This window comes from Providencia sp. PROV076 (genome assembly GCF_028483405.1).
Classification (GTDB): domain Bacteria; phylum Pseudomonadota; class Gammaproteobacteria; order Enterobacterales; family Enterobacteriaceae; genus Providencia; species Providencia huaxiensis.
Genome location: NZ_JAMPRR010000002.1, coordinates 76,141 through 94,592, shown reverse-complemented (window position 1 = coordinate 94,592; position 18,452 = coordinate 76,141). Strand labels below are relative to the sequence as shown.

Below are 18,452 nucleotides of genomic sequence, written 5' to 3'. Positions count from 1 at the left end.
TTTATCATCCTAAAATTCCGAATACAGAACAAACAACACCTAAAACCATAATGGCGACAATTAATGCAACGGTATGTTTCCCTTGAAATTTACGAACAAGGAAGAAAATACCAAGCGCAAAGAGAAGAGTGAGTAAGTTAGGTATTACCTTGTCAAACATCTCTTGTACTTTGATAGATTGCTCACCAACGGCAATGGTTAGCGGTGTGGAAAGTTTGACGGTCGTGGCAATTAAAGAGCCGAGGACCATGACCCCGACAACGTTCGCCATATTAGTAATTCGCTGAATAATATTTGATTTTTTCGATTGTTCGATTAAATCAACGCCTTTGTTATAGCCATAATGAATAAAGAAATATTTGGTACCGATATTGACGATATTAAACAAAATAAACATTAATATTGGGCCAATAATATTACCTTGCAGTGCAAATGCAGCTCCGATGCTGCCGCAAATAGGCAGCCACGTAAATTTTAATAAGCTATCACCGAGACCTGCAAATGGCCCCATCAAACCAGCTTTTACAGAAACAACAGCCTCTTTTTCTTCTTCTGTTGTTTTTTCTTCTAATGCTGCAGTCACACCAAGAATTAATGCGCCTGCGTTAATTTGTGTATTAAAGAATTCAAAATGGCGTTGCATGGCTTTAATACGCGTTTCTTGGTCAGCTTTTTCATAAAGCTTATCGAGAACGGGTACCATACAATGTGCAAAACCAATAGTTTGCAGTTTTTCGTAGTTGTATGAGAATGACATGGTTTGAATTCGCCAAAACATACCATTGAGTTCTTTTTTCGTGAGTTTCTTATTTTCAGAGGGGGTTATTTCACTCATAAGTCATATTCCTCTTCTTCATTTTTATGGGCGGCTGGTGTAGCTTTTTCATCTGGTGTTTGGCGCAAACTGCTGGCGAATGCCATGTCATAAAGCACAGCAAATGCCAGAGCGATAAATGTAATTGGGATAATTGGCAGTTTTAAATAGGTTGTAAGCATGAAGCCGAGCAGAAAGAAAAACCACATTCTGCCTTTCAGCAGCATTAATAACAGAATACAGATACCGACCGCAGGGATCAGCTTAGATGCAACCCCCATACCTGTTAAAATACTTTCAGGCACAGCATTTAATATGCTATTGACTAAGTCACTACCAAAATAAACGGCAATAAAGCAGGGAATGGCGCGAATAAAAAACCACAGTGGTGTCGAGAAATAATGGACTTTGGTTAGGCCGCTGTAGTTTCCATCAAGAATGGATTTACTTGCCCAAACATTTAAGAAACTGGCAAAAGAGCGCCAGATAATCAGTAATTGCTGACATAAAATAGAGACAGGTACGGCAAGGGCGATACCTGCTGCAATTCCACCATTGGAAGCAATACCGAGAGCAACTCCAATGATAGAACCGGCGATGATATCGGGTGCGGAATAAGCCCCAACGTTACCAATCCCCATCCACATCAATTCTAAGGTGGCGCTAATGGCGAGTCCTTGAACCATATCACCCATGATAATACCGGCCACAGTACCGGTGAGCAGTGGGCGTCTTAGCATTTGCGGACCGACATCATCCAATGAGCAAATACCGGCCCAAATCGCAATTAAAATGGCCTCTACCAACATAATAGGCTCCTCACTTATTAAGTGAAAATAAGCATGACTAAATGAATTAATTGAGTAATGTTTTCAATTCAACAATGGGGTCTTTAGGAACCATTTGAATTTCAACGGCAACGTTATTGTTGATCAGTGACCTAAAGGCGTGTTCTTCTTCTGGTGTGACGGCAACTGCACGGGATAAATTACGACGGCCTTCTTGCATACGCATTCCACCAACATTCAATTTTTCCAGTTTTAAGCCACTTTCGACGAGTTTGTTTACATCAATGCTGTTAGTAAACAGCAACATGGTGCGACGTTTAATTTCTGCTTTTTTTAAGACCTCAATGAATTTATCGACACCAAAAACGACGACTTTGAGATCTGGTGGAGCCGCCATAGTCAGAACTGATTGTTGAACGGTGTCATTGGCAACTTTGTCATTAACGATAATCACCTGCTCAATATCAAAGTTTTTAACCCAAGTGGTAATAACTTGGCCGTGAATAAGTCTGTCATCAATCCGAGCAACATTAATTGGCATGGGGTTCTCCTAAAGTTCGCTATCGTTTTGTGTTAATGGTTTAAGTTGTTCACCGACATTGATGCAACTGCCAGGGAATACATCATTAATGATTTGATGAAGTTCATGCAAAGGGAGGTCTCGGTTACTGAGTATTTCGAGAAAAGTAGGCACATTGATCCCGCAGTACAGCACAACATCATTTTGGGTAATAACGAGCTCGCTGGCTAGGTTGCAAGGAGATCCACCTAATAAATCCACTAAAATTAAAACGCCATCACCTTTATTAACATTTTGATATGTTTCAAATAAATGCTTTTTTACCTCATTAATATTGCTTTCTCTTTGAATCGAAATCACGCTGATATCTTCTTGATCGCCAATTAGCATTTCTGCACATTCCAATAACCCTTGTGCAAAAGGCCCATGGCTGGCCAGAATGATAGGTATCTGAGAGCTCATTTTTTCCCCTTATCTTTCTTCTTTTAGTAATAAAATTACTTTTATATATTTATTTTAAAGTAACAATATCACAAAAAAGAGGAATGAAAAGGGGCGCCTATTAGAAAGGATCATTTTTGTGAGCAAGATCGAAGTGGCTACTTAGAGCCACGTAGAAGATACTAAGAAGAAAAAAGGACTAGTTATTGCTATTTAAGCGAGAAAAGCGCTCTGCACGAGTGCTAATTTGTTTTTGAATTCTTTCATCATACTGTTTAATAAATAGATTAGTAATCAGCATATTAATTACAGTCAGTTGTGAAATTTTTGAACGAATAGGAATGAGCCTTGAAACATGTTCAGTGGAAATAGTGTGCAAGATAGTTTCTGCTAGCGATGACACCGAACTTTGTCCCATTTTAGTGATAGCAATGGTTGGAACATGTAATTCACGCGCAAGGGTAAGTAGCTTGATGCACTCGTGGTTTTCACCGGAATGAGAAATGACAATGACAAGATCGTTTTGATCTAACGTATTCACAATACTGAATTGGATGCTGTAATCAAGGTGGCAATTGACATCTTTTTTTATTTTAATTAGTTGATATTCAAATTCTTTTGCAACTAATCCGCTACTTCCTGCACCATAAATGACAATTTTTTTACTCTTACTAATTAATTCATTTGCTTGCGTAAAGGCATTTAAATTAACCAAAGCACACGTTTCTTCTATGGATGATTTTTCAATCAGTCCTACTTTGTGATTAACGGTTTCCATTGAGTCATTAAGATCAATATCTTCTTGCAGCAGGGTGCCGTAAGACTTGTGATTAATCGATGAAATTAAATCAATTTTTAGGTCGCTAAAACCTTGGTAGCCCAATTTATGACATAGGCGCAAAATAGTGGTGGTACTGACCTTATTTTCTTGGGCGAGGGATTGAATGCTAATACTTTGCATGTTTTTCTTATTAGCAATAATGTACTCAGCAACTTGTTTTTCTTTGGTGGAAAGGCTGTCTCTGGCCTCTCTAAGTTTTAGGTCTATCATTATTTACCCTGCTAATAAATTAAAATTCGCCATCACGAAACGGATCCTACCATATCTTAAAAATAGGGAAATGGTGACTTTTCTTTATTGGGGGTGTGTCACGATAAATGGGGTTATGGCTCAGGCGAGAAAGTAAGGTTAGTAAGAAAAGACTAACAAATATAAATAGTTAGCTATATCCCTATTGCTTAATAGTTACCTAAGCAATAGGGGACAGTTTGTTTTTAAAGTGTGACGCCCATTTTAAAAATCGCTAATTCACGGAAATCATTGATTTCATTTTTAGTGTGCTCACCATTAACGGTTTTGACAACAAGCTGAATGAAGTCATCTAATAATTGATCCATGGATTTTCCTGTTAATAAGGCGCCTGCATTAAAATCAATCCAATGGGGTTTTTTGGCAGCTAACTCATTATTGGTCGCAATTTTCATGGTGGGAACAAATCCGCCATAGGGCGTACCTCGACCTGTCGTAAATAATACCATGTGGCAGCCAGCTGCGCCTAAGGCACTGGTGGCAATGGCATCATTACCCGGTGCGCTTAACAAATTGAACCCTGGGGTTGTTAGGCGCTCTCCATATTTTAAAACATCCATTACTTGGCTAGTACCCGCCTTTTGTGTGCAGCCGAGGGATTTTTCTTCAAGTGTCGAAATTCCTCCTGCTTTATTGCCTGGAGATGGGTTTTCATAAATTGGCTGGTCATGAGCAATAAAATACTGTTTGAAGTCATTGATCATATTGACCGTTTTCTCAAACGTCAGCTCATCATGGCAGTGGTTCATTAGAATTTGTTCAGCACCAAACATTTCAGGCACTTCGGTTAACACCGTCGTTCCGTTATGGCTGACTAAAAAATCAGAAAAACAGCCTAACAATGGGTTAGCTGTGATCCCTGAAAGGCCATCAGAGCCACCACATTCAAGACCAAATTTTACTTCGCTTAGCTTACCCGCCTCGCGTTTGTCTTGCTGTACAAATTGATAAAGTGCATTAAGGTGCTCGACACCGGCTTCAATTTCATCATCTAATTGTTGGCAGACCATAAATTTGACGCGTTCATCATTATAGTCACCTAGTGTTTCTTTAAAAGCGGCGACTTGATTGTTTTCACAGCCTAAACCGATGACGAGTACGCCACCTGCGTTAGGGTGCTTAACCATATCTTGTAAAATAGTACGGGTTGTTAAATGGTCATCACCGAGCTGGGAACAGCCTAAAGTATGGTTATAAAGATAAACACCATCAATATCAGAAGCGCCATTATGTTGTTTATTAAAGCGTTCGATCATTTTTCTCGCCAGCGCATTAACACAGCCAACCGTTGGGATCACCCAAATTTCATTACGGATAGCCACATCACCGTTTGTTCGGCGATAGATTTGCACGTCTGGATCCGGCAGTGTAGCGGTAATTGTGTTGTGCTCAGGGTGGTACTCATATTCATTTAAAGCACTTAAATTGGTAGCGGTATTATGAGTATGAACATGTTCTCCAGCTGTTATGGTAGTCGTTGCATGACCGATGGGAGCGCCATATTTAACAATATTTTTGCCGGTTTCAATCGGGTTCAGGGCGATTTTATGCCCTCGGTCAACATCTTGTTTTAATGTCACTGATTGCTCTGCAACAGTAATGGTTTCCCCTGCTTGCCGGTTAACTAAAGTAATGGCGACATTGTCATTGGGATGTATTTTAATTATATCTTTTATCATATTGCGTTCCCTGAACTGGAAATCGGATTAAGCGTGATCAGCCACAAAAAGTATGAATGATCTTTTGTTGTCTAAATTTCATTCATTATACGATCTGGTTTATAACTTTAAAAGATGTTATACCAATTTATTGCGATTTATTTATTAGTGAAGTTCTATTTCACCCATCGTCGAAAAATTTCGTTATACTGTGAGGCATTAGTGGCCAACGAGTCGGGTGGTTATGTGAAAGGAGAAAATAATGAGCTCACAAGAGAGTGAACCGCGCCTATACCAACAAGTTGCGGCTCTGGTCAAAGAACGTATCGAAAATGACGAATACCCAGTTGGCACTAAATTACCTGCGGAACGGTTACTTGCTGACGAAATGAAGGTGAGCCGTACGGTGATCCGCGAAGCCATCATTATGTTAGAAGTGGAAGGCTATGTGGATGTACGCAAAGGATCTGGCATACATGTCATCAATAATCGGTCTAATAACTCAGTCAATACAGAAACCGGATTAGAATTTAGTCGCTGTGGGCCATTTGAACTCTTACAAGCAAGGCAACTGATTGAAAGCCATATCGCCGAGTTTGCCGCGACCCAAGCCACTAAAGAAGATATTTTAAAACTAGTTGATATTCAAAAGCATGCTCGCAAAGAGGATCGTTTTCGTGACTCAACATGGGATCTTGCCTTTCACATGCAAATTGCCGCGTCGACCCATAACAGTGCGATGGTGGTGATCGTTGAGCAAATGTGGAGCCAACGCTTACGTAACCCATACTGGCTCAAACTTCATGAGCACATTGATAACCGTTCGATTGAGAGCTGGTGTGATGAGCACGACCAAATTTTGCAGGCACTAGCGCGTCGAGACCCAAAAGGGGCGCGGCAAGCCATGTGGCAACATTTGGAAAATACCAAAAAAATGTTATTCAACGCGACTAGTGATGACTTCGAGTTCACCATGGACCGCTACTTCTTTGCCGATAGCCCAACGATGGATGATAACAGCTAGTTATTCCTCATCATCTTCAGATATCTGCTTCAGCGCGGGGAGGTTAACTAAAATAATTTTCCCGTATTTTGCATCAATCCAGCCTAGTTTTTCCCATGCGACTAAACGCTTATTGATAGTTTGCCGTGTGGTATTAATGATGGTCGCCAAGTCATCTTGTGTTAGGTATAGGCTCAATTGAATTCCCTTTTCATGGGGCTCCCCATAGCCTTCTGCTAAGCTCAACAAGCGTTTGGCGAGTCGGGCTGAAACGGACAATAAGGCACTGTCATTGATAATGGTAAAGGCATTACGGATCACTTTACAGAGCAAAATATTCAGAAATTGGTAAAAAACGGGGTGTTTTTCCAAGATCATGGTTAAGTCTTTCGGTGATATCGTCAGTAAAATGGTTGGGCTAATCGCTTTGGCATCATGGGTGCGCGCTGATTTATCTAGCATGGCAATTTCGCCAAACCAATTGCCTGGTGAAAGATAGCGAAATACACATTCACGGCCATCTGAGGAAATTGAACTTACTTTTACTGAACCTTGGAGCACCGCATATAGACCACGGGCAGGGTCACCTTGGTAGTGAACCATTTCACCATCTGGATAAAAACGCAATGTGGCGCATGTCATTAAGATGGAAATCAAATAATCAGGTAAGTTACTAAACCAACTATTTGTTTTTAATATTTCAAGAATATTTTCATGCGTTAGAACTAATTGGCTGTTTTGTACCGCAATGTTCATCTGAATGCTCCCTGCATGATTAACTAACTTTATCATGACATTTGGTAGGGTTATGTTCAATCATGAACCGCTGTAATATTCGAGTAAACCTCATAAATAAGAAATAGGGTAATAGAAAACTCGAGCCATTGATGCGGCTCGGGAGGGATTTAAAAGATAATTAATTAATCTTCAAATCGTTTTTCAATACCTAATCTTTTTAATGTCAAAATCAACAGACCCCCAATAAAGGCGACTAACGCGATAAAATAGAGCCCTGCACGGGCAGACTCAAAGGTAGCCTCAGCCCAAACTCGTAAGTTTGGTGCCACAAAACCACCTAAGTTACCCACTGAGTTAATCAACGCAATACCCGATGCAGCTGCGGTGCCGCCTAAGTATGCCGATGGGAAGCTCCAATACAGCGGTTGCATGGCTAAGTGGCCAGCCGCTGCCACACACAGGGCAATAATCGCAATGACTGGAATGCTATCGAATAAACCAGAAACCGCAATGCCCGCAGCCCCTAACATAAAGGTAATAGCGGCCACTTTACGACGTTCTTTGAGACGTTCTGAAATACGTGGAACATAGTAAACGGCAATTGCAGCGCACAGTGGTGGAATGGCGGTAACAAAGCCTACAAGTATGCCGACTTTACTGCCCAACAACGTACCGATTTGGGTTGGTAAGAAGAAATAAATCCCATAGCCACATACTTGAACGGTAAACCAAATCAGACACAGGTAGAGAACGCGCATATCTAATAGCGCACTCAGGGCGCCTTTCGGGCTATGGCCTGCTTTGGCATCTTCTTCCAAGGCTAATTTAGCGGAAAGTGCACTTTTTTCCTCAGCTGTCAGCCACTTGGCTTTTTCAGGGCGGTCATCAAGGTAAAAGAATACCCAAATCCCGACGATAGACGCTAATAAGCCTTCTACGACAAACATTAACTGCCAGCCGTATAAACCGAAGGCAAATGAAGTTCCTTCTAACGACAATAATGAGCCGGATAATGGGCCGCCAATGATAAACGCCAGTGGTGCACCAAATAAGAAGTAGCCTGTCACCCGTGCACGGATATTTTGTGGGAACCAGAAGGTTAAATACAGAATAACCCCCGGGAAGAAGCCGGCTTCACTGACACCAAGTAAGAAACGTAGCACAATAAAGGTGGTTTCATCATGGGCAAACATCATGGCGGCAGAGACTAGCCCCCACGTGACCATAATGCGCGATAGCCATACCCGAGCACCAATGCGGTACAACAGAATATTACTTGGCACTTCAAACAGTGCATAGCCGATAAAAAAGATCCCTGCACCAAATGCGTATGCAGCGTCACTTAATCCAGTTGTTAATTGAAACTCTTGTTTTGCAAAACCAATATTTGAACGGTCTAAATAAGCCAATATGAACATTAATACCACCATAGGTATTATTTTTCGTATTGCTTTGCTGGTAGCCGATGATAAATGATCCGTATTGGTGGACATGGTTCACCCCAGTTTTTTGTAAGATAGTAATGTTATCTATTCATTTTTATTATGTGTTTAGCCCGCCGCTGAATAACCAGCAGAGTAGAGTATAGAGCTAATATACTCGTCATACTTCAAGTTGCGGTGTTGTTGACTGCAGCATGAATTATTTAGAGTGTAAATAAGTAATTTAAAATGAATAATTCTTGTTATTAATTTCCCTTTTTCATGTTGTTAGAAATGAAATATTGAAAAAGGGAATGATCATTATTTCACGTTAAATTTAGCTAATGCTTCAGGTTTTAACGTTGTACCTGCCCCAGGCGCGGTTGGTGTGGTATAAACACCATCAATGACTTCGACTGGGTCAACAAAGCAATCCAGTGTCCATGGAATAAATTCCAGTAAAGAACAAGCTGGATGTGCCATTACCAGATGCAATTGTGCTTGCATCATATCGCCATGGTGTGGTGTCACGGGTAAATTAAAGGCCATACCTAAGTCAGCAATTTCCCATACCGCCGTTAAACCGCCACAGCGTGTTGTATCAGGCTGTAAATAATCAACGGCACCCGCCAAGACAAATTCTTTGAATGAATCATTGTGATAAAGTAATTCACCTAATGCGATAGGTGTGTCCATATAAGCGGCAAGCTGTTTATGGCTGGCGACATCATCATGCCATAATGGTTCTTCAAACCACTTAATATTAAAATCATTTAAACGGTGGCCATATTGCTTGGCAATACTGATATCCCATTTACCGTTTGCATCGACCATTAGGTCGATATCGTCGCCAATTGCGTTGCGAACTGCTTCAATACGCTGAAGATCTTCGCGTGGGTCGGGTTTGCCAATCTTCATTTTTATTGCTTTGAAACCTTCTTCGAAGATCATTTTTTTACAATCATCGACTAAGTCTTCTTGGCTACGCACCAACCAACCGCAGTCAGTGTTATAGGCGTTAACTTTATTGTGTTTTGAACCGCCAAACAGTTGCCATAGTGGCTGCTCTGCGGCTTTAGCTTTAAGGTCCCAAAGGGCGATATCGATGGCAGAAATCGCCATTTGCATCAAACCACCACGACCTACCCAGATATTGGTTGAGCTGCGAGTGAGTTTTCGATGTAAATAGCGCACTTCTGTTGGGTCTTCGCCGAGTAACATTGGGCCGAAAACATCTTCCATAATAGTGGTTATTAAACGGTCAGTGGTGATGTCGGCATGTGTCCCTGTATGGCCATAACCGACTAATCCACATTCTGTTTTGATCATGACACCCGGCATCCCCCAATGGGTAATGCTGTGAGTTGAGTCACCAATTAGGTCATTAGTGACAGGTACGTGCATGATAAAAGTACTAATTTCTTTTATTTTCATTGTTGTTCCCAGGTGTTGTAAGGTGGTTGAATGCCAATCTAGCAGCGGGAAATGGATTAAACTGTCAAATGATTTACAGATTGTGCCTGTATGGTGCTTTTTACTGATAAATATGAGCTAGATCTCTTTATTCTGTGTGATAGGTTAGGTCATATTTTTAAAATTGGTATAACAGCTTAGTGGGCGAAAATAATGGGTGGCGGGGAATAATAAAATTTCTATCAGGGTATGGGGTTCAATCTAGAGTCGGTTTAGAATAATTACGGAAACCCAGCGTTATAGTGGATAAAACATGTCTAGACGATTTCTTTTATTGCTTTGTATTTTATTTACGAATTATCTTCCCCAATCTATGGCTTCTGAGACCGTCAACAACACTGACGATTGGCAGTTGGCAGACATCCCACCAAAGCTAGTGCAAACGAAACAGCCTGAAATTATTTTTGCGATGATTGCTGGAGAAATGCGCGCTGTCGCAGAACTTAACGCAGAACACGGTTTTTACGCTTATTCTCCCTCAGGGGATTATTGCGCGATGCAGTTTGGCAATGACTACGCATTTGTAAAAACAATATCGTTTTCTAACCAAAAACCGCGTTATGTCCCTGAAGTGGATAGGCTAAATGACTTACAAAATCCTATTTATGATTATTTGGTCACACACCAAAAAACAGCGGTATATAACTCAACTCAGGGTAATCGTAAGCAAATTGCCTCTTTATGGGAAAACCTGCGCTACCCTGTGTTAGCTCGGATGATTAAAACGGATAAAGCAGGAGAAAAGAGTGCTTGGCTAACCATCCGTATAGGGGATAGGCTGGGTTATGTGCGTTTAGATGATGTCGCATTAGATAAAGGCATTCCAATTTTAACTTATCACCATATTCTCAAAGATAGTGAAAATAAGTATTTCCGTGAAACATCCACGACGACATCGGTAGAAGCATTTCGAGAACAAATGAATTGTTTAAAACAGGCGGGTTACCAAACACTTTCGCTTGCCGATGTGGAAGATTATCTGAATAAATCCGCTAACCTACCTGGTAAAGCCGTCGTGCTGACATTTGATGATGGTTTAAAATCAGTTTATCGCTACGCATTACCGATTTTAAGGCATAACCGCCAGCAGGCGACGTTGTTTATTATTTCTTCACGCATCAAAACACAGCCACAAAAATGGTCAGCGCATGACTTGCAATTTATGAATAAGCAAGAAATCAAAGATAGTCGAGACGTTTTTAATATCCAATCTCATACTCACTTTTTACATCGTTTAGATAACCATAATTCACCCATTTTATTTAGCCGGAAAGAACATACGATCATGTTGGATTTTAAACGGTCGATAAGAATTTTAAGTCGTTTCGAACCTGAGCAGCGTTACCTTGCATATCCATTTGGTGGTTATAACCAATCAGCGATGGGTGCGGCTAAAGATGCGGGGCTACACCTTGCCGTCACGACCATTCAAGGAAAAGTCAAATTGGGGGATAACCCTTTTGCGCTCAAACGTTTGTATGCTTTTCGGACTGACCCATTAGAGAAATTTGCTCAGATGGTGGGTAATAGTGAAAAAAGCGTGATAAATCAAAATATTATTATCGATAGATAATCAATGTAGTGAACTAAGCACTGGGTTGTTTGGCTCAGTGCTCATCCGCTTTCTTGCCCGTTCCCATCTCTTTTAAAAACTGCTGTTGGTAAACAAACAATTCTTTTGCGCTAATACAATGATAATCCATCGAAAACTGTTTGGCGGTTTGCTCAATAATCTTAGCAAGGGCAGGGTAATGGCGGTGGTTCCAATTGGGAAATAAATGGTGTGTAAGATGTAAGTTTAACCCGCCTAACCAATAGGTTAGCCAACGAGGTGTGGTTTGCCAATCATAAGTGGTTGAAAACGTGTGAGTATAAAAACCATGTGGCATATTGCCTTCTTTGGGAGGCGTATAAAAAGTTGCTTTCGCCCAATGGGTGCCAAGTATCAATACAACAAATATGAGAGAGGCAAACATTTGGCTAAATAAGTAAGTGAGTAGCAAGGTCCCTAAACTGATATCAGTAATAACAAACGCAGGTATGACTATTGCAACAATCAAATGCAGTAACTTAGCCAATAAAAATGCCCCAATACCACGACGGCCTTGATGGCGCATATGAGGGGCGACGCGCGTCAAATGAAATCTGTCCATCCAATCAAAGAACCAAATCAGCGCAGGGAAAGTCATTGCGGCAATTAATGGCCAATACAGATGCTGAGCTCGCATAAACGGGTACCAGCGCTGATAAGGGGTTTGGCGTAAGACGAAATTTTCTTCGATATCTAAATCATAATGACGAATATTGGTGTGCGCATGGTGAAAAATAATATGCCTGACACGCCAACATTCAGGGTCTAAACCCAACGGAATAGTGACCCAAAAATTGAGCCAATAATTGGCTTTGGCCTGTTTAAAAATTGCATTATGGGAAGCATCGTGAACTAAATTAATCGCCAATAACAATGCGAAGCAAATAAATAGAGGGTAAAAAATAAAAAACGCCCAAGACACATTAACACATAACGCTATGCCGTAGCTGCCTAAGCAGCACAAGATTAAAACCAGACTTTTTAAATAAAAACGTGTGTCAGCGAAACGGTGATCAGCCCGCTGTTGTAAATAGTGTTTGGCCGCCATGTTCAATGCTTTTTGGAACGCTTGGTCATGGCGATGTTGGTAGCCTAACGGCCTTAGCGGCTCAGAAGACATCACTCACCTGTATGGGTTTTCGGCCTATACCGATTAACATTAATAAACTATGCAACCACAGAGCACTGGTAAAAATAACCCAAAATGGGGTTGTCCATTGCCAAATAAATAAAATGCAAATTAATAGCAAGCAAGCGATGAAAAACCAGCTCAACAGGCCAATTTTACGGCCATCTGAAATACCGGATAGTGCCACGGTACCTAAGGCTAATAAGATAAATAAAATTACTTGTTGTTGAGTCGTCCCTTGGTAACCATAGCCATAAATATAGACATAACCAATCACTAGGCTAAATAGGAGGAGCGTTCCCATTACTAATGCGATTTGGTTTACACGAAATAATGGCGTGGGTTTTGCCTTGGGTTGACTGCGGCGTTTAATGATACGCCAAAAAGGTAAATTACTATCAATAAACGGGTTTTCAGATGCGGGAGCCCCTTTGATACCAAAATGGTGCTCAGTTTCAGGCAATTTTGAAAATGTACCAAACAGTTTGTCCCAAAAAATAAAACTGCCACCAAAATTACGGTTGGAATAATGCCCTTCCTTGACATGATGAACTCGGTGGTGTTGTGGCGTTACCATGAATTTCTCTAACCAACCCAAACGAGGGATCAGCGCACTGTGGTTAAAAAACTGAATGGTATAGTGCAATATTGAAACGGTGATAAACACCTCTAAGGGGATCCCCATTAGCGCCAGTAACATAAAGAATGGGATTGATGTCAGTGATGAGTACCAAGAATTACGCACACCTAATGATAGATTGTAGTGTTCCCCTTGGTGATGTACCACATGAACGGCCCATAAAACACGGTAGGTATGGTGCAAACGGTGTAGCCAGTAAAAACCAAAGTCCCAAGCCAAAATCGCAAACACCCACACCAGTGCGGTTGGCCAGTTTTCAACGAGGTTGAATGAGTAGTGGGTCACGACAAAGCCGTAACAGAAAATCTCTAACCCTCTGAATAACCATAACATGATATGGCCGGAATTGAGGTTGAATACCAATTCTTGCCAGCTAACGGTGCCTTTTTGTGTTTTAGCGATCACTAAACCTTCTGCGACTACGACCGCTAACATGAAAACAATCGGAAAGGTTAATTCATTCATTAGTGTTTCTCTTTAAGACAAACTTCGCAGTGTGAACAATCACTAATGCTCCACAAGCGGTGAGTGCGCCAGTGACAACATCAATAAATAAATGGCGTTTTAACACCAATACAGAGACACAAATAGCAATGGCCCAAATCACGGCGAGAACCGTGCGAAATTTTTGTTGTGTTGACCATAATGCATTCAGTACGACGAGAGTCAATGAGATATGTAGAGAAGGGAGTAAATTTTGTGGGCTATCAATATCAATCAATGCAGACAAAACCCGCCCAGATAAGGTTGAAAAGTCGTAATCGTGGTACAGCATGGTCGTGGGATACCACAGATAGACCGCCCCAGAAACCAGCGCACAGAGCTGCATGGCATACATGAGTGAGCGAGCCTTTCTTAGAGGGCTGAGAAAATACCCAAGTGGGATAAACAGGAAAAATGAGAGATAAAGCCAGATGGCGTCGGGTGAAAATGGCACGGCATTATCAATCTCACTGGGGGACAAAATATGAGCCTGCCCCGTTACTTGCCCGGTATACTGATAAACAATACCAACGGTTCCCCAGCCGAGCAGGCAATAAATAAGGCGAGTGAATAATTCTTTGCTACTCATTTCGCTTCCTTACGGGTTATGCGTCGCTTTTTAACCGAGAGTGTTTGCATAATAGCAGCTGATGATAATTGCCAATCTAATTGAGTAATATCAACGTGTTGGTTTGCAAAATAGCTTACCAGTTGTTGTTGGCAATGGGACAGCTCCGTAGGGGAACATTCAGCCTGTAAATATAATGAGTTTCCTTGCTGTGTTAAGCGGAAATCGGCAGTAACAGGTAAGTGATTCACAATAACCCTTGCACAGGGATCGGCGAAAATCGTCACAATTTTGCCGTTATAGCCCGGAAGTTGCAGCAAATCATCACTGCGGCCCTCAATGCGTTCAATCGCCATTTCAGGAGAGCCACAGGGGCAGGCATTTTTTTTCACCACTAACACATCATCCAGTTGATAGCGAACAATAGGCTGTGTTTTACGGGTGAAATCCGTGATAATCGGCGAAAAACGGTCATTATCAAGCCAATTAGGCTCAATATGCACAAACGCTTCATTTAAGTGCAAAGTACCATGGGAACAAGTACAGCCTAAAAACCCTTCCGTTGCTTGGTAGACTTCCCCGACATTGGGGAAATACTCCTGTAATTTTTGTTTGTCATGAGGCTCTAATACCTCAGCGACAGAAATCACTTTTTGTGTATTTAATTGAATTTTCTGTTGGCTGATGGCATCAGCAATCGCGCATAACACTTGGGCTGGCGCAACGATGATGGAAGGTTGATATTGTTCAAGCGCAGCGAGTTGTAGGTCAAAATCTGCAAAAAGGTCATAAAAACGTAGTGAAATCCAACGGTTATTGACACTTTCATACAGGTTATTATTGGCACGTAAAAACAGTGCAACGCGTTCACCACTAAACAAGCCTTTAGGTAACATTTTAGCTAACATACTGCCAGACCAGACATTTTGTTCTTCTGGGCTAACAACGAACAGACCTCGACGGCCTGAAGTTCCAGAGGATAACCCGACACTGTAGCGCCCCACTTTAGGGGCAAAATCCCGAGATTGCTCACTTTTTTGTGCACATTCTAGAAGTTTTTGACTAGAAAGCCCGGCGGTATTCATTTCATCAAAATTATCCATCATGATTTGCTTATTCATAATGGGGAAATCATGTAACTCTTGATGAATATAAGGCTGAAAATAGGGGCTTTTGGTTAATACATTGCGCTTGAATTGTGCCAAATGCCGTTGTTGATGGGCTTCTAGTTCATCCCGAGTTTTAAATTTTAAACGACGTGCGCGCCAGTAATGCCAGAGCATCGAGAGGATCACAATAAATCCCCTTCATGGCACAGTTGGATAACCACATTGCGTTTATCAATCTCATGCAATTTATTTAGTGTTTCATAATAAGCTTGCTTATCATCCATGATGATATTGGCAATTGCCATAGGGCCGCGTAATTCACGATAATTAGTCGGAGACCAAGCCGCATCGCCTGCGAGCAATATCCAGCCTGAGTTAGTTAGTACACACAAACCAATATGCCCTGCAGCATGCCCAGGGAGAGGGACAATGAGTAACGTTTTCTGCTGATTGACGGCATAGCCTTCGCCTAAAACATGCAATTCATTGGGTAACGCGACCTTGGGGAAACCTTCATAAAATACAGTACGTTGTTCGAAGTCGTCAGGTAATAGGCCACTGACAAAGGCATTTTTCAATGCAGCAAATCCAGTTAAAGGGCGAGTTTTAGCCCAACCATCCCCTGAACAAATAATGGGTATGATGGGGAAGTCACGTAGCCCTGCGATATGGTCACCATGAAAATGGGACAAAATCACGCCATTGATATCATTAGGTTTTAGGCCATCACTAGCCAATTGATTGACAAGGGCGTCTTTGCTTTCGAAATACACAGGGGTAACTGTTCGGTATAGCCGCATAATGCCATGGCGCGTATGATCATAAAAATGGGTGGCATAACCGGTATCAAACAGCCAACGTTGGTGCTCATCTTCAATCAGCCATGCTCTTGCTGGGAATTTACAGGATTTAAAACTAGCACCTTTCAAAGCTACACAGCCTGGATGTGTGCAATAACCCACCTCATATTGATGAATAGTTAGCATGGGTTCTCCTGTTGTTTCAGCCATTTTGCAGTTAAATGAACGCCTTGTTGCATGCTATATAAAGGATAGTAACCCAGCTCTTGTTGGGCTTTTTGGTTATCTAATGTCATGGTGAAATAGGCAGCGCCAAGGCTATAGCGTGTCAGTAATGGCTCTTTTCCCGTTAAATAGCCAATGGTCTCTAATAGACAGGCAATAGCATACAGTAAAGAGTAAGGGGCTGAACGAATTTCACAATCTAAGTTAAGTTCACTAAATAGCTGATTTAATGTTTGTTTAAGTGCTTGTGGCTGCTGGTTCGTAATATTATAAATGGCGCCATTGGGGAGTGTTTCTTTGAACGTCGCCAACTGCATGCTGTGAACCACATTTCCCACATAGGTGAGGTCAAAATGGTTATTTCCCCCATTAGGTAAGACCAACTTTCCTTTTCGTGATTTTATTTGCGCAAGCAAGCGCGGTAGCAAAACGCGATCATGAGGGCCAAATAAGCCTCGAGGGCGCAAAATAGTGTAACGCGTTGTTGGAAACTGCCTAACACACTGTTCTATCATAGTCTCGGCTAAATATTTTGTTCTAGCGTATTGGTTAGCGAAATGTTTATTAACCGTAGACTCAGGAATATTTTGCTGGTGGGTGAAATTAAAATAGATGGCAGGGGTGGAAATATGGATAAAGCGTGAAACTTTGGCTTCCCCCGCAGCGGTAGCCAATATTTGAGTTGCATGAACGTTTGTTTTCTCAAAATCTTGGCGTTTTCCCCAAGGCGAGGAAAGGGCAGCGCAATGCCAAATTGCATCACAGCCCACCATGAGTATTTTTGCTTCTTGAACGGTAAGTTCAGATAATTCACAGGCAATAAATGTTGCACCTAATTGGCTTAACTGTTCCCCTGCCTGGAGGTTTCGGCCACAAGCGACGACATCAATGCCTCTTTGAAGTAAGTACTCGCTAGCATTACGTCCCAGGCCACTTGTTGCGCCTGTTACCAAGATCTTCATGGCACCAACACCATGGCACATAACGCTAAACCGGCGGCAGTACCAATCAGCATCGCACTTTGTTTTTCATAGAAACGGCCTGTGATAATCGCTTCGTGCAGTGCTGAAGGAATCGATGCCGCGACTTGGTTCCCGCGGTGACGGTAAATATCAATCAGTTGGTCAGTCGTCACGCCTACACGTTGGCGCATATGTTCTAAAGAAAGGTGACTGGCTTGGTGTGGAATAACGGTACCAATTTGTTTGAGCTGTAAACCCGATTCACTGAAAACCTGTTGCATAAAATCTTCAATCAAAGAAGACGCGAGGCGAAACAGTTTTTTCCCTTGCATATGAAAAAGAAAATCATCGTCAGTCATACCTGAGCGCGGGTTGCATCTTGTGCCACCTGCGCGAATTTCGCAAAAATCGATCCCTGCAGTATAGGTGGTATGGGTGTAAGAAATAATTCCGCTATTTCCATCTCCTTTCTCCACAACAACACAAGCTGCGCCATCACCAAAAATCAGCGATGATTCTTTATCTTGCCAGTCAATACCGCGCGAGGCGATATCTGCAGAAACAATTGCGATGCGTTGGTAAGCACTGGTGGCTAATAACCCAGCCGCGACCTGAAGTGCAGTGATGAAGCTGATGCAACTGGAGTTGACATCAAAGCAGGCAATACCTTGGTTTAAATTCGATTGCTCAAGGATATGCGCAGCTGAACACGGTAGCGCTTGCACTGGGATAGCTGAAGCATTAATCAACATATCAATACTGGCTGGTGCGATATGGTTCGTATGTAAAGCATTTTGAATCGCTAGTGCGGCTAATACTGCTTGTGAATCGGTATGAGTTGCATGGAAGCGGTATTCGATACCTGAATGTTTTTCGACAAACCCTTTTGGTTTATTTAATTTTTCATCCAACATGGATGAGTAAATTTTATGCTCAGGAAGTGCAACTCCAGAAGCAATGATTTTTAGGGGGGTTATTGACTGGTTACCAGACATATCA

18 protein-coding genes are annotated in these 18,452 nt (G+C 41.8%); 2 read left to right on the top strand and 16 right to left on the bottom strand.

The genetic code is table 11. The features are described from left to right. Positions 1-4: 4 nt before the first annotated feature. The 6 genes from PSF67_RS01900 to PSF67_RS01875 all read right to left on the bottom strand — a co-directional run bounded on the left by PSF67_RS01900 (position 5) and on the right by PSF67_RS01875 (position 5,332). Positions 5-835: a PTS system mannose/fructose/sorbose family transporter subunit IID gene (locus tag PSF67_RS01900; protein WP_102138062.1), complete on the bottom strand. Its 831-nt coding sequence runs from the start codon at positions 833-835 to the stop codon at positions 5-7. Then, positions 832-1,623: a PTS mannose/fructose/sorbose/N-acetylgalactosamine transporter subunit IIC gene (locus PSF67_RS01895; RefSeq protein ID WP_102138061.1), complete on the bottom strand. Its 792-nt coding sequence runs from the start codon at positions 1,621-1,623 to the stop codon at positions 832-834. Before PSF67_RS01895 ends, PSF67_RS01900 begins: the two co-directional genes overlap by 4 nt. 46 nt (positions 1,624-1,669) lie before the next feature. Beyond that, positions 1,670-2,143, bottom strand: a complete 474-nt coding sequence (locus PSF67_RS01890) for a PTS system mannose/fructose/N-acetylgalactosamine-transporter subunit IIB (RefSeq protein WP_102138060.1) — start codon at positions 2,141-2,143, stop codon at positions 1,670-1,672. Positions 2,144-2,152: 9 nt separating this feature from the next. Beyond that, positions 2,153-2,584, bottom strand: coding sequence for a PTS sugar transporter subunit IIA (locus tag PSF67_RS01885; RefSeq protein ID WP_102138059.1), 432 nt, complete (start codon positions 2,582-2,584; stop codon positions 2,153-2,155). Between the two features lie 178 nt (positions 2,585-2,762). Further along, on the bottom strand, positions 2,763-3,614 hold the full coding sequence (locus PSF67_RS01880; RefSeq protein WP_102138058.1) for a MurR/RpiR family transcriptional regulator: 852 nt from the start codon (positions 3,612-3,614) through the stop codon (positions 2,763-2,765). Positions 3,615-3,838: 224 nt separating this feature from the next. Next, positions 3,839-5,332: a UxaA family hydrolase gene (locus tag PSF67_RS01875; protein WP_272676437.1), complete on the bottom strand. Its 1,494-nt coding sequence runs from the start codon at positions 5,330-5,332 to the stop codon at positions 3,839-3,841. Positions 5,333-5,573: 241 nt separating this feature from the next. Between PSF67_RS01875 and exuR the strand changes: the two genes are divergently transcribed. Further along, a complete protein-coding gene (gene exuR, locus PSF67_RS01870; RefSeq protein WP_102138056.1) occupies positions 5,574-6,335 on the top strand; it encodes a transcriptional regulator ExuR in 762 nt (253 codons plus the stop codon). Here exuR and PSF67_RS01865 read toward each other — a convergent pair whose 3' ends face one another. The 3 genes from PSF67_RS01865 to PSF67_RS01855 form a co-directional block, all read right to left on the bottom strand. Beyond that, positions 6,336-7,070: a Crp/Fnr family transcriptional regulator gene (locus PSF67_RS01865; protein ID WP_229597485.1), complete on the bottom strand. Its 735-nt coding sequence runs from the start codon at positions 7,068-7,070 to the stop codon at positions 6,336-6,338. Between the two features lie 164 nt (positions 7,071-7,234). Beyond that, positions 7,235-8,545 carry an MFS transporter gene (locus tag PSF67_RS01860; protein WP_102138054.1) on the bottom strand — a complete coding sequence of 437 codons (1,311 nt, stop codon included), beginning with the start codon at positions 8,543-8,545 and terminating at the stop codon, positions 7,235-7,237. Between the two features lie 249 nt (positions 8,546-8,794). Further along, on the bottom strand, positions 8,795-9,907 hold the full coding sequence (locus tag PSF67_RS01855; RefSeq protein ID WP_272676436.1) for a mandelate racemase/muconate lactonizing enzyme family protein: 1,113 nt from the start codon (positions 9,905-9,907) through the stop codon (positions 8,795-8,797). Positions 9,908-10,199: 292 nt separating this feature from the next. Here PSF67_RS01855 and PSF67_RS01850 point away from each other — a divergent pair, with 292 nt between their 5' ends. Next, complete coding sequence (locus tag PSF67_RS01850; protein ID WP_272676435.1) at positions 10,200-11,519, top strand: polysaccharide deacetylase family protein; 1,320 nt, start codon at positions 10,200-10,202, stop codon at positions 11,517-11,519. A 34-nt stretch (positions 11,520-11,553) separates the two neighbouring features. Here PSF67_RS01850 and PSF67_RS01845 read toward each other — a convergent pair whose 3' ends face one another. The 7 genes from PSF67_RS01845 to PSF67_RS01815 are packed head-to-tail and all read right to left on the bottom strand — an operon-like array spanning position 11,554 to position 18,448. Next, positions 11,554-12,657, bottom strand: a complete 1,104-nt coding sequence (locus tag PSF67_RS01845; protein ID WP_102138051.1) for a fatty acid desaturase family protein — start codon at positions 12,655-12,657, stop codon at positions 11,554-11,556. Then, a complete protein-coding gene (locus tag PSF67_RS01840) occupies positions 12,647-13,771 on the bottom strand; it encodes a sterol desaturase family protein (RefSeq protein ID WP_272676434.1) in 1,125 nt (374 codons plus the stop codon). The genes PSF67_RS01845 and PSF67_RS01840 overlap by 11 nt, the downstream gene beginning before the upstream one ends. Continuing rightward, complete coding sequence (locus PSF67_RS01835; RefSeq protein WP_272676433.1) at positions 13,764-14,378, bottom strand: phosphatase PAP2 family protein; 615 nt, start codon at positions 14,376-14,378, stop codon at positions 13,764-13,766. The genes PSF67_RS01840 and PSF67_RS01835 overlap by 8 nt, the downstream gene beginning before the upstream one ends. Further along, the gene (locus PSF67_RS01830) at positions 14,375-15,655 is read right to left on the bottom strand and encodes a F390 synthetase-related protein (RefSeq protein WP_272676467.1); all 1,281 of its coding nucleotides are present in this window, start codon (positions 15,653-15,655) and stop codon (positions 14,375-14,377) included. Before PSF67_RS01830 ends, PSF67_RS01835 begins: the two co-directional genes overlap by 4 nt. Continuing rightward, entirely contained in the window at positions 15,649-16,452 is an 804-nt protein-coding gene (locus PSF67_RS01825) for an MBL fold metallo-hydrolase (RefSeq protein ID WP_231068748.1), read from the bottom strand. The genes PSF67_RS01830 and PSF67_RS01825 overlap by 7 nt, the downstream gene beginning before the upstream one ends. Beyond that, a complete protein-coding gene (locus tag PSF67_RS01820; protein WP_272676432.1) occupies positions 16,446-17,453 on the bottom strand; it encodes an NAD-dependent epimerase/dehydratase family protein in 1,008 nt (335 codons plus the stop codon). Before PSF67_RS01820 ends, PSF67_RS01825 begins: the two co-directional genes overlap by 7 nt. Continuing rightward, positions 17,450-18,448: a 3-oxoacyl-[acyl-carrier-protein] synthase III C-terminal domain-containing protein gene (locus PSF67_RS01815; RefSeq protein WP_206276805.1), complete on the bottom strand. Its 999-nt coding sequence runs from the start codon at positions 18,446-18,448 to the stop codon at positions 17,450-17,452. The genes PSF67_RS01820 and PSF67_RS01815 overlap by 4 nt, the downstream gene beginning before the upstream one ends. Positions 18,449-18,452: the final 4 nt, after the last annotated feature.

Bases quoted from the DNA above. Each gene is read 5' to 3' on its own strand.
- PSF67_RS01900 (WP_102138062.1), bottom strand. From the start codon at position 835: ATGAGTGAAATAACCCCCTCTGAAAATAAGAAACTCACGAAAAAAGAA.
- PSF67_RS01895 (WP_102138061.1), bottom strand. From the start codon at position 1,623: ATGTTGGTAGAGGCCATTTTAATTGCGATTTGGGCCGGTATTTGCTCA.
- PSF67_RS01890 (WP_102138060.1), bottom strand. From the start codon at position 2,143: ATGCCAATTAATGTTGCTCGGATTGATGACAGACTTATTCACGGCCAA.
- PSF67_RS01885 (WP_102138059.1), bottom strand. From the start codon at position 2,584: ATGAGCTCTCAGATACCTATCATTCTGGCCAGCCATGGGCCTTTTGCA.
- PSF67_RS01880 (WP_102138058.1), bottom strand. From the start codon at position 3,614: ATGATAGACCTAAAACTTAGAGAGGCCAGAGACAGCCTTTCCACCAAA.
- PSF67_RS01875 (WP_272676437.1), bottom strand. From the start codon at position 5,332: ATGATAAAAGATATAATTAAAATACATCCCAATGACAATGTCGCCATT.
- exuR (WP_102138056.1), top strand. From the start codon at position 5,574: ATGAGCTCACAAGAGAGTGAACCGCGCCTATACCAACAAGTTGCGGCT.
- PSF67_RS01865 (WP_229597485.1), bottom strand. From the start codon at position 7,070: ATGAACATTGCGGTACAAAACAGCCAATTAGTTCTAACGCATGAAAAT.
- PSF67_RS01860 (WP_102138054.1), bottom strand. From the start codon at position 8,545: ATGTCCACCAATACGGATCATTTATCATCGGCTACCAGCAAAGCAATA.
- PSF67_RS01855 (WP_272676436.1), bottom strand. From the start codon at position 9,907: ATGAAAATAAAAGAAATTAGTACTTTTATCATGCACGTACCTGTCACT.
- PSF67_RS01850 (WP_272676435.1), top strand. From the start codon at position 10,200: ATGTCTAGACGATTTCTTTTATTGCTTTGTATTTTATTTACGAATTAT.
- PSF67_RS01845 (WP_102138051.1), bottom strand. From the start codon at position 12,657: ATGTCTTCTGAGCCGCTAAGGCCGTTAGGCTACCAACATCGCCATGAC.
- PSF67_RS01840 (WP_272676434.1), bottom strand. From the start codon at position 13,771: ATGAATGAATTAACCTTTCCGATTGTTTTCATGTTAGCGGTCGTAGTC.
- PSF67_RS01835 (WP_272676433.1), bottom strand. From the start codon at position 14,378: ATGAGTAGCAAAGAATTATTCACTCGCCTTATTTATTGCCTGCTCGGC.
- PSF67_RS01825 (WP_231068748.1), bottom strand. From the start codon at position 16,452: ATGCTAACTATTCATCAATATGAGGTGGGTTATTGCACACATCCAGGC.
- PSF67_RS01820 (WP_272676432.1), bottom strand. From the start codon at position 17,453: ATGAAGATCTTGGTAACAGGCGCAACAAGTGGCCTGGGACGTAATGCT.
- PSF67_RS01815 (WP_206276805.1), bottom strand. From the start codon at position 18,448: ATGTCTGGTAACCAGTCAATAACCCCCCTAAAAATCATTGCTTCTGGA.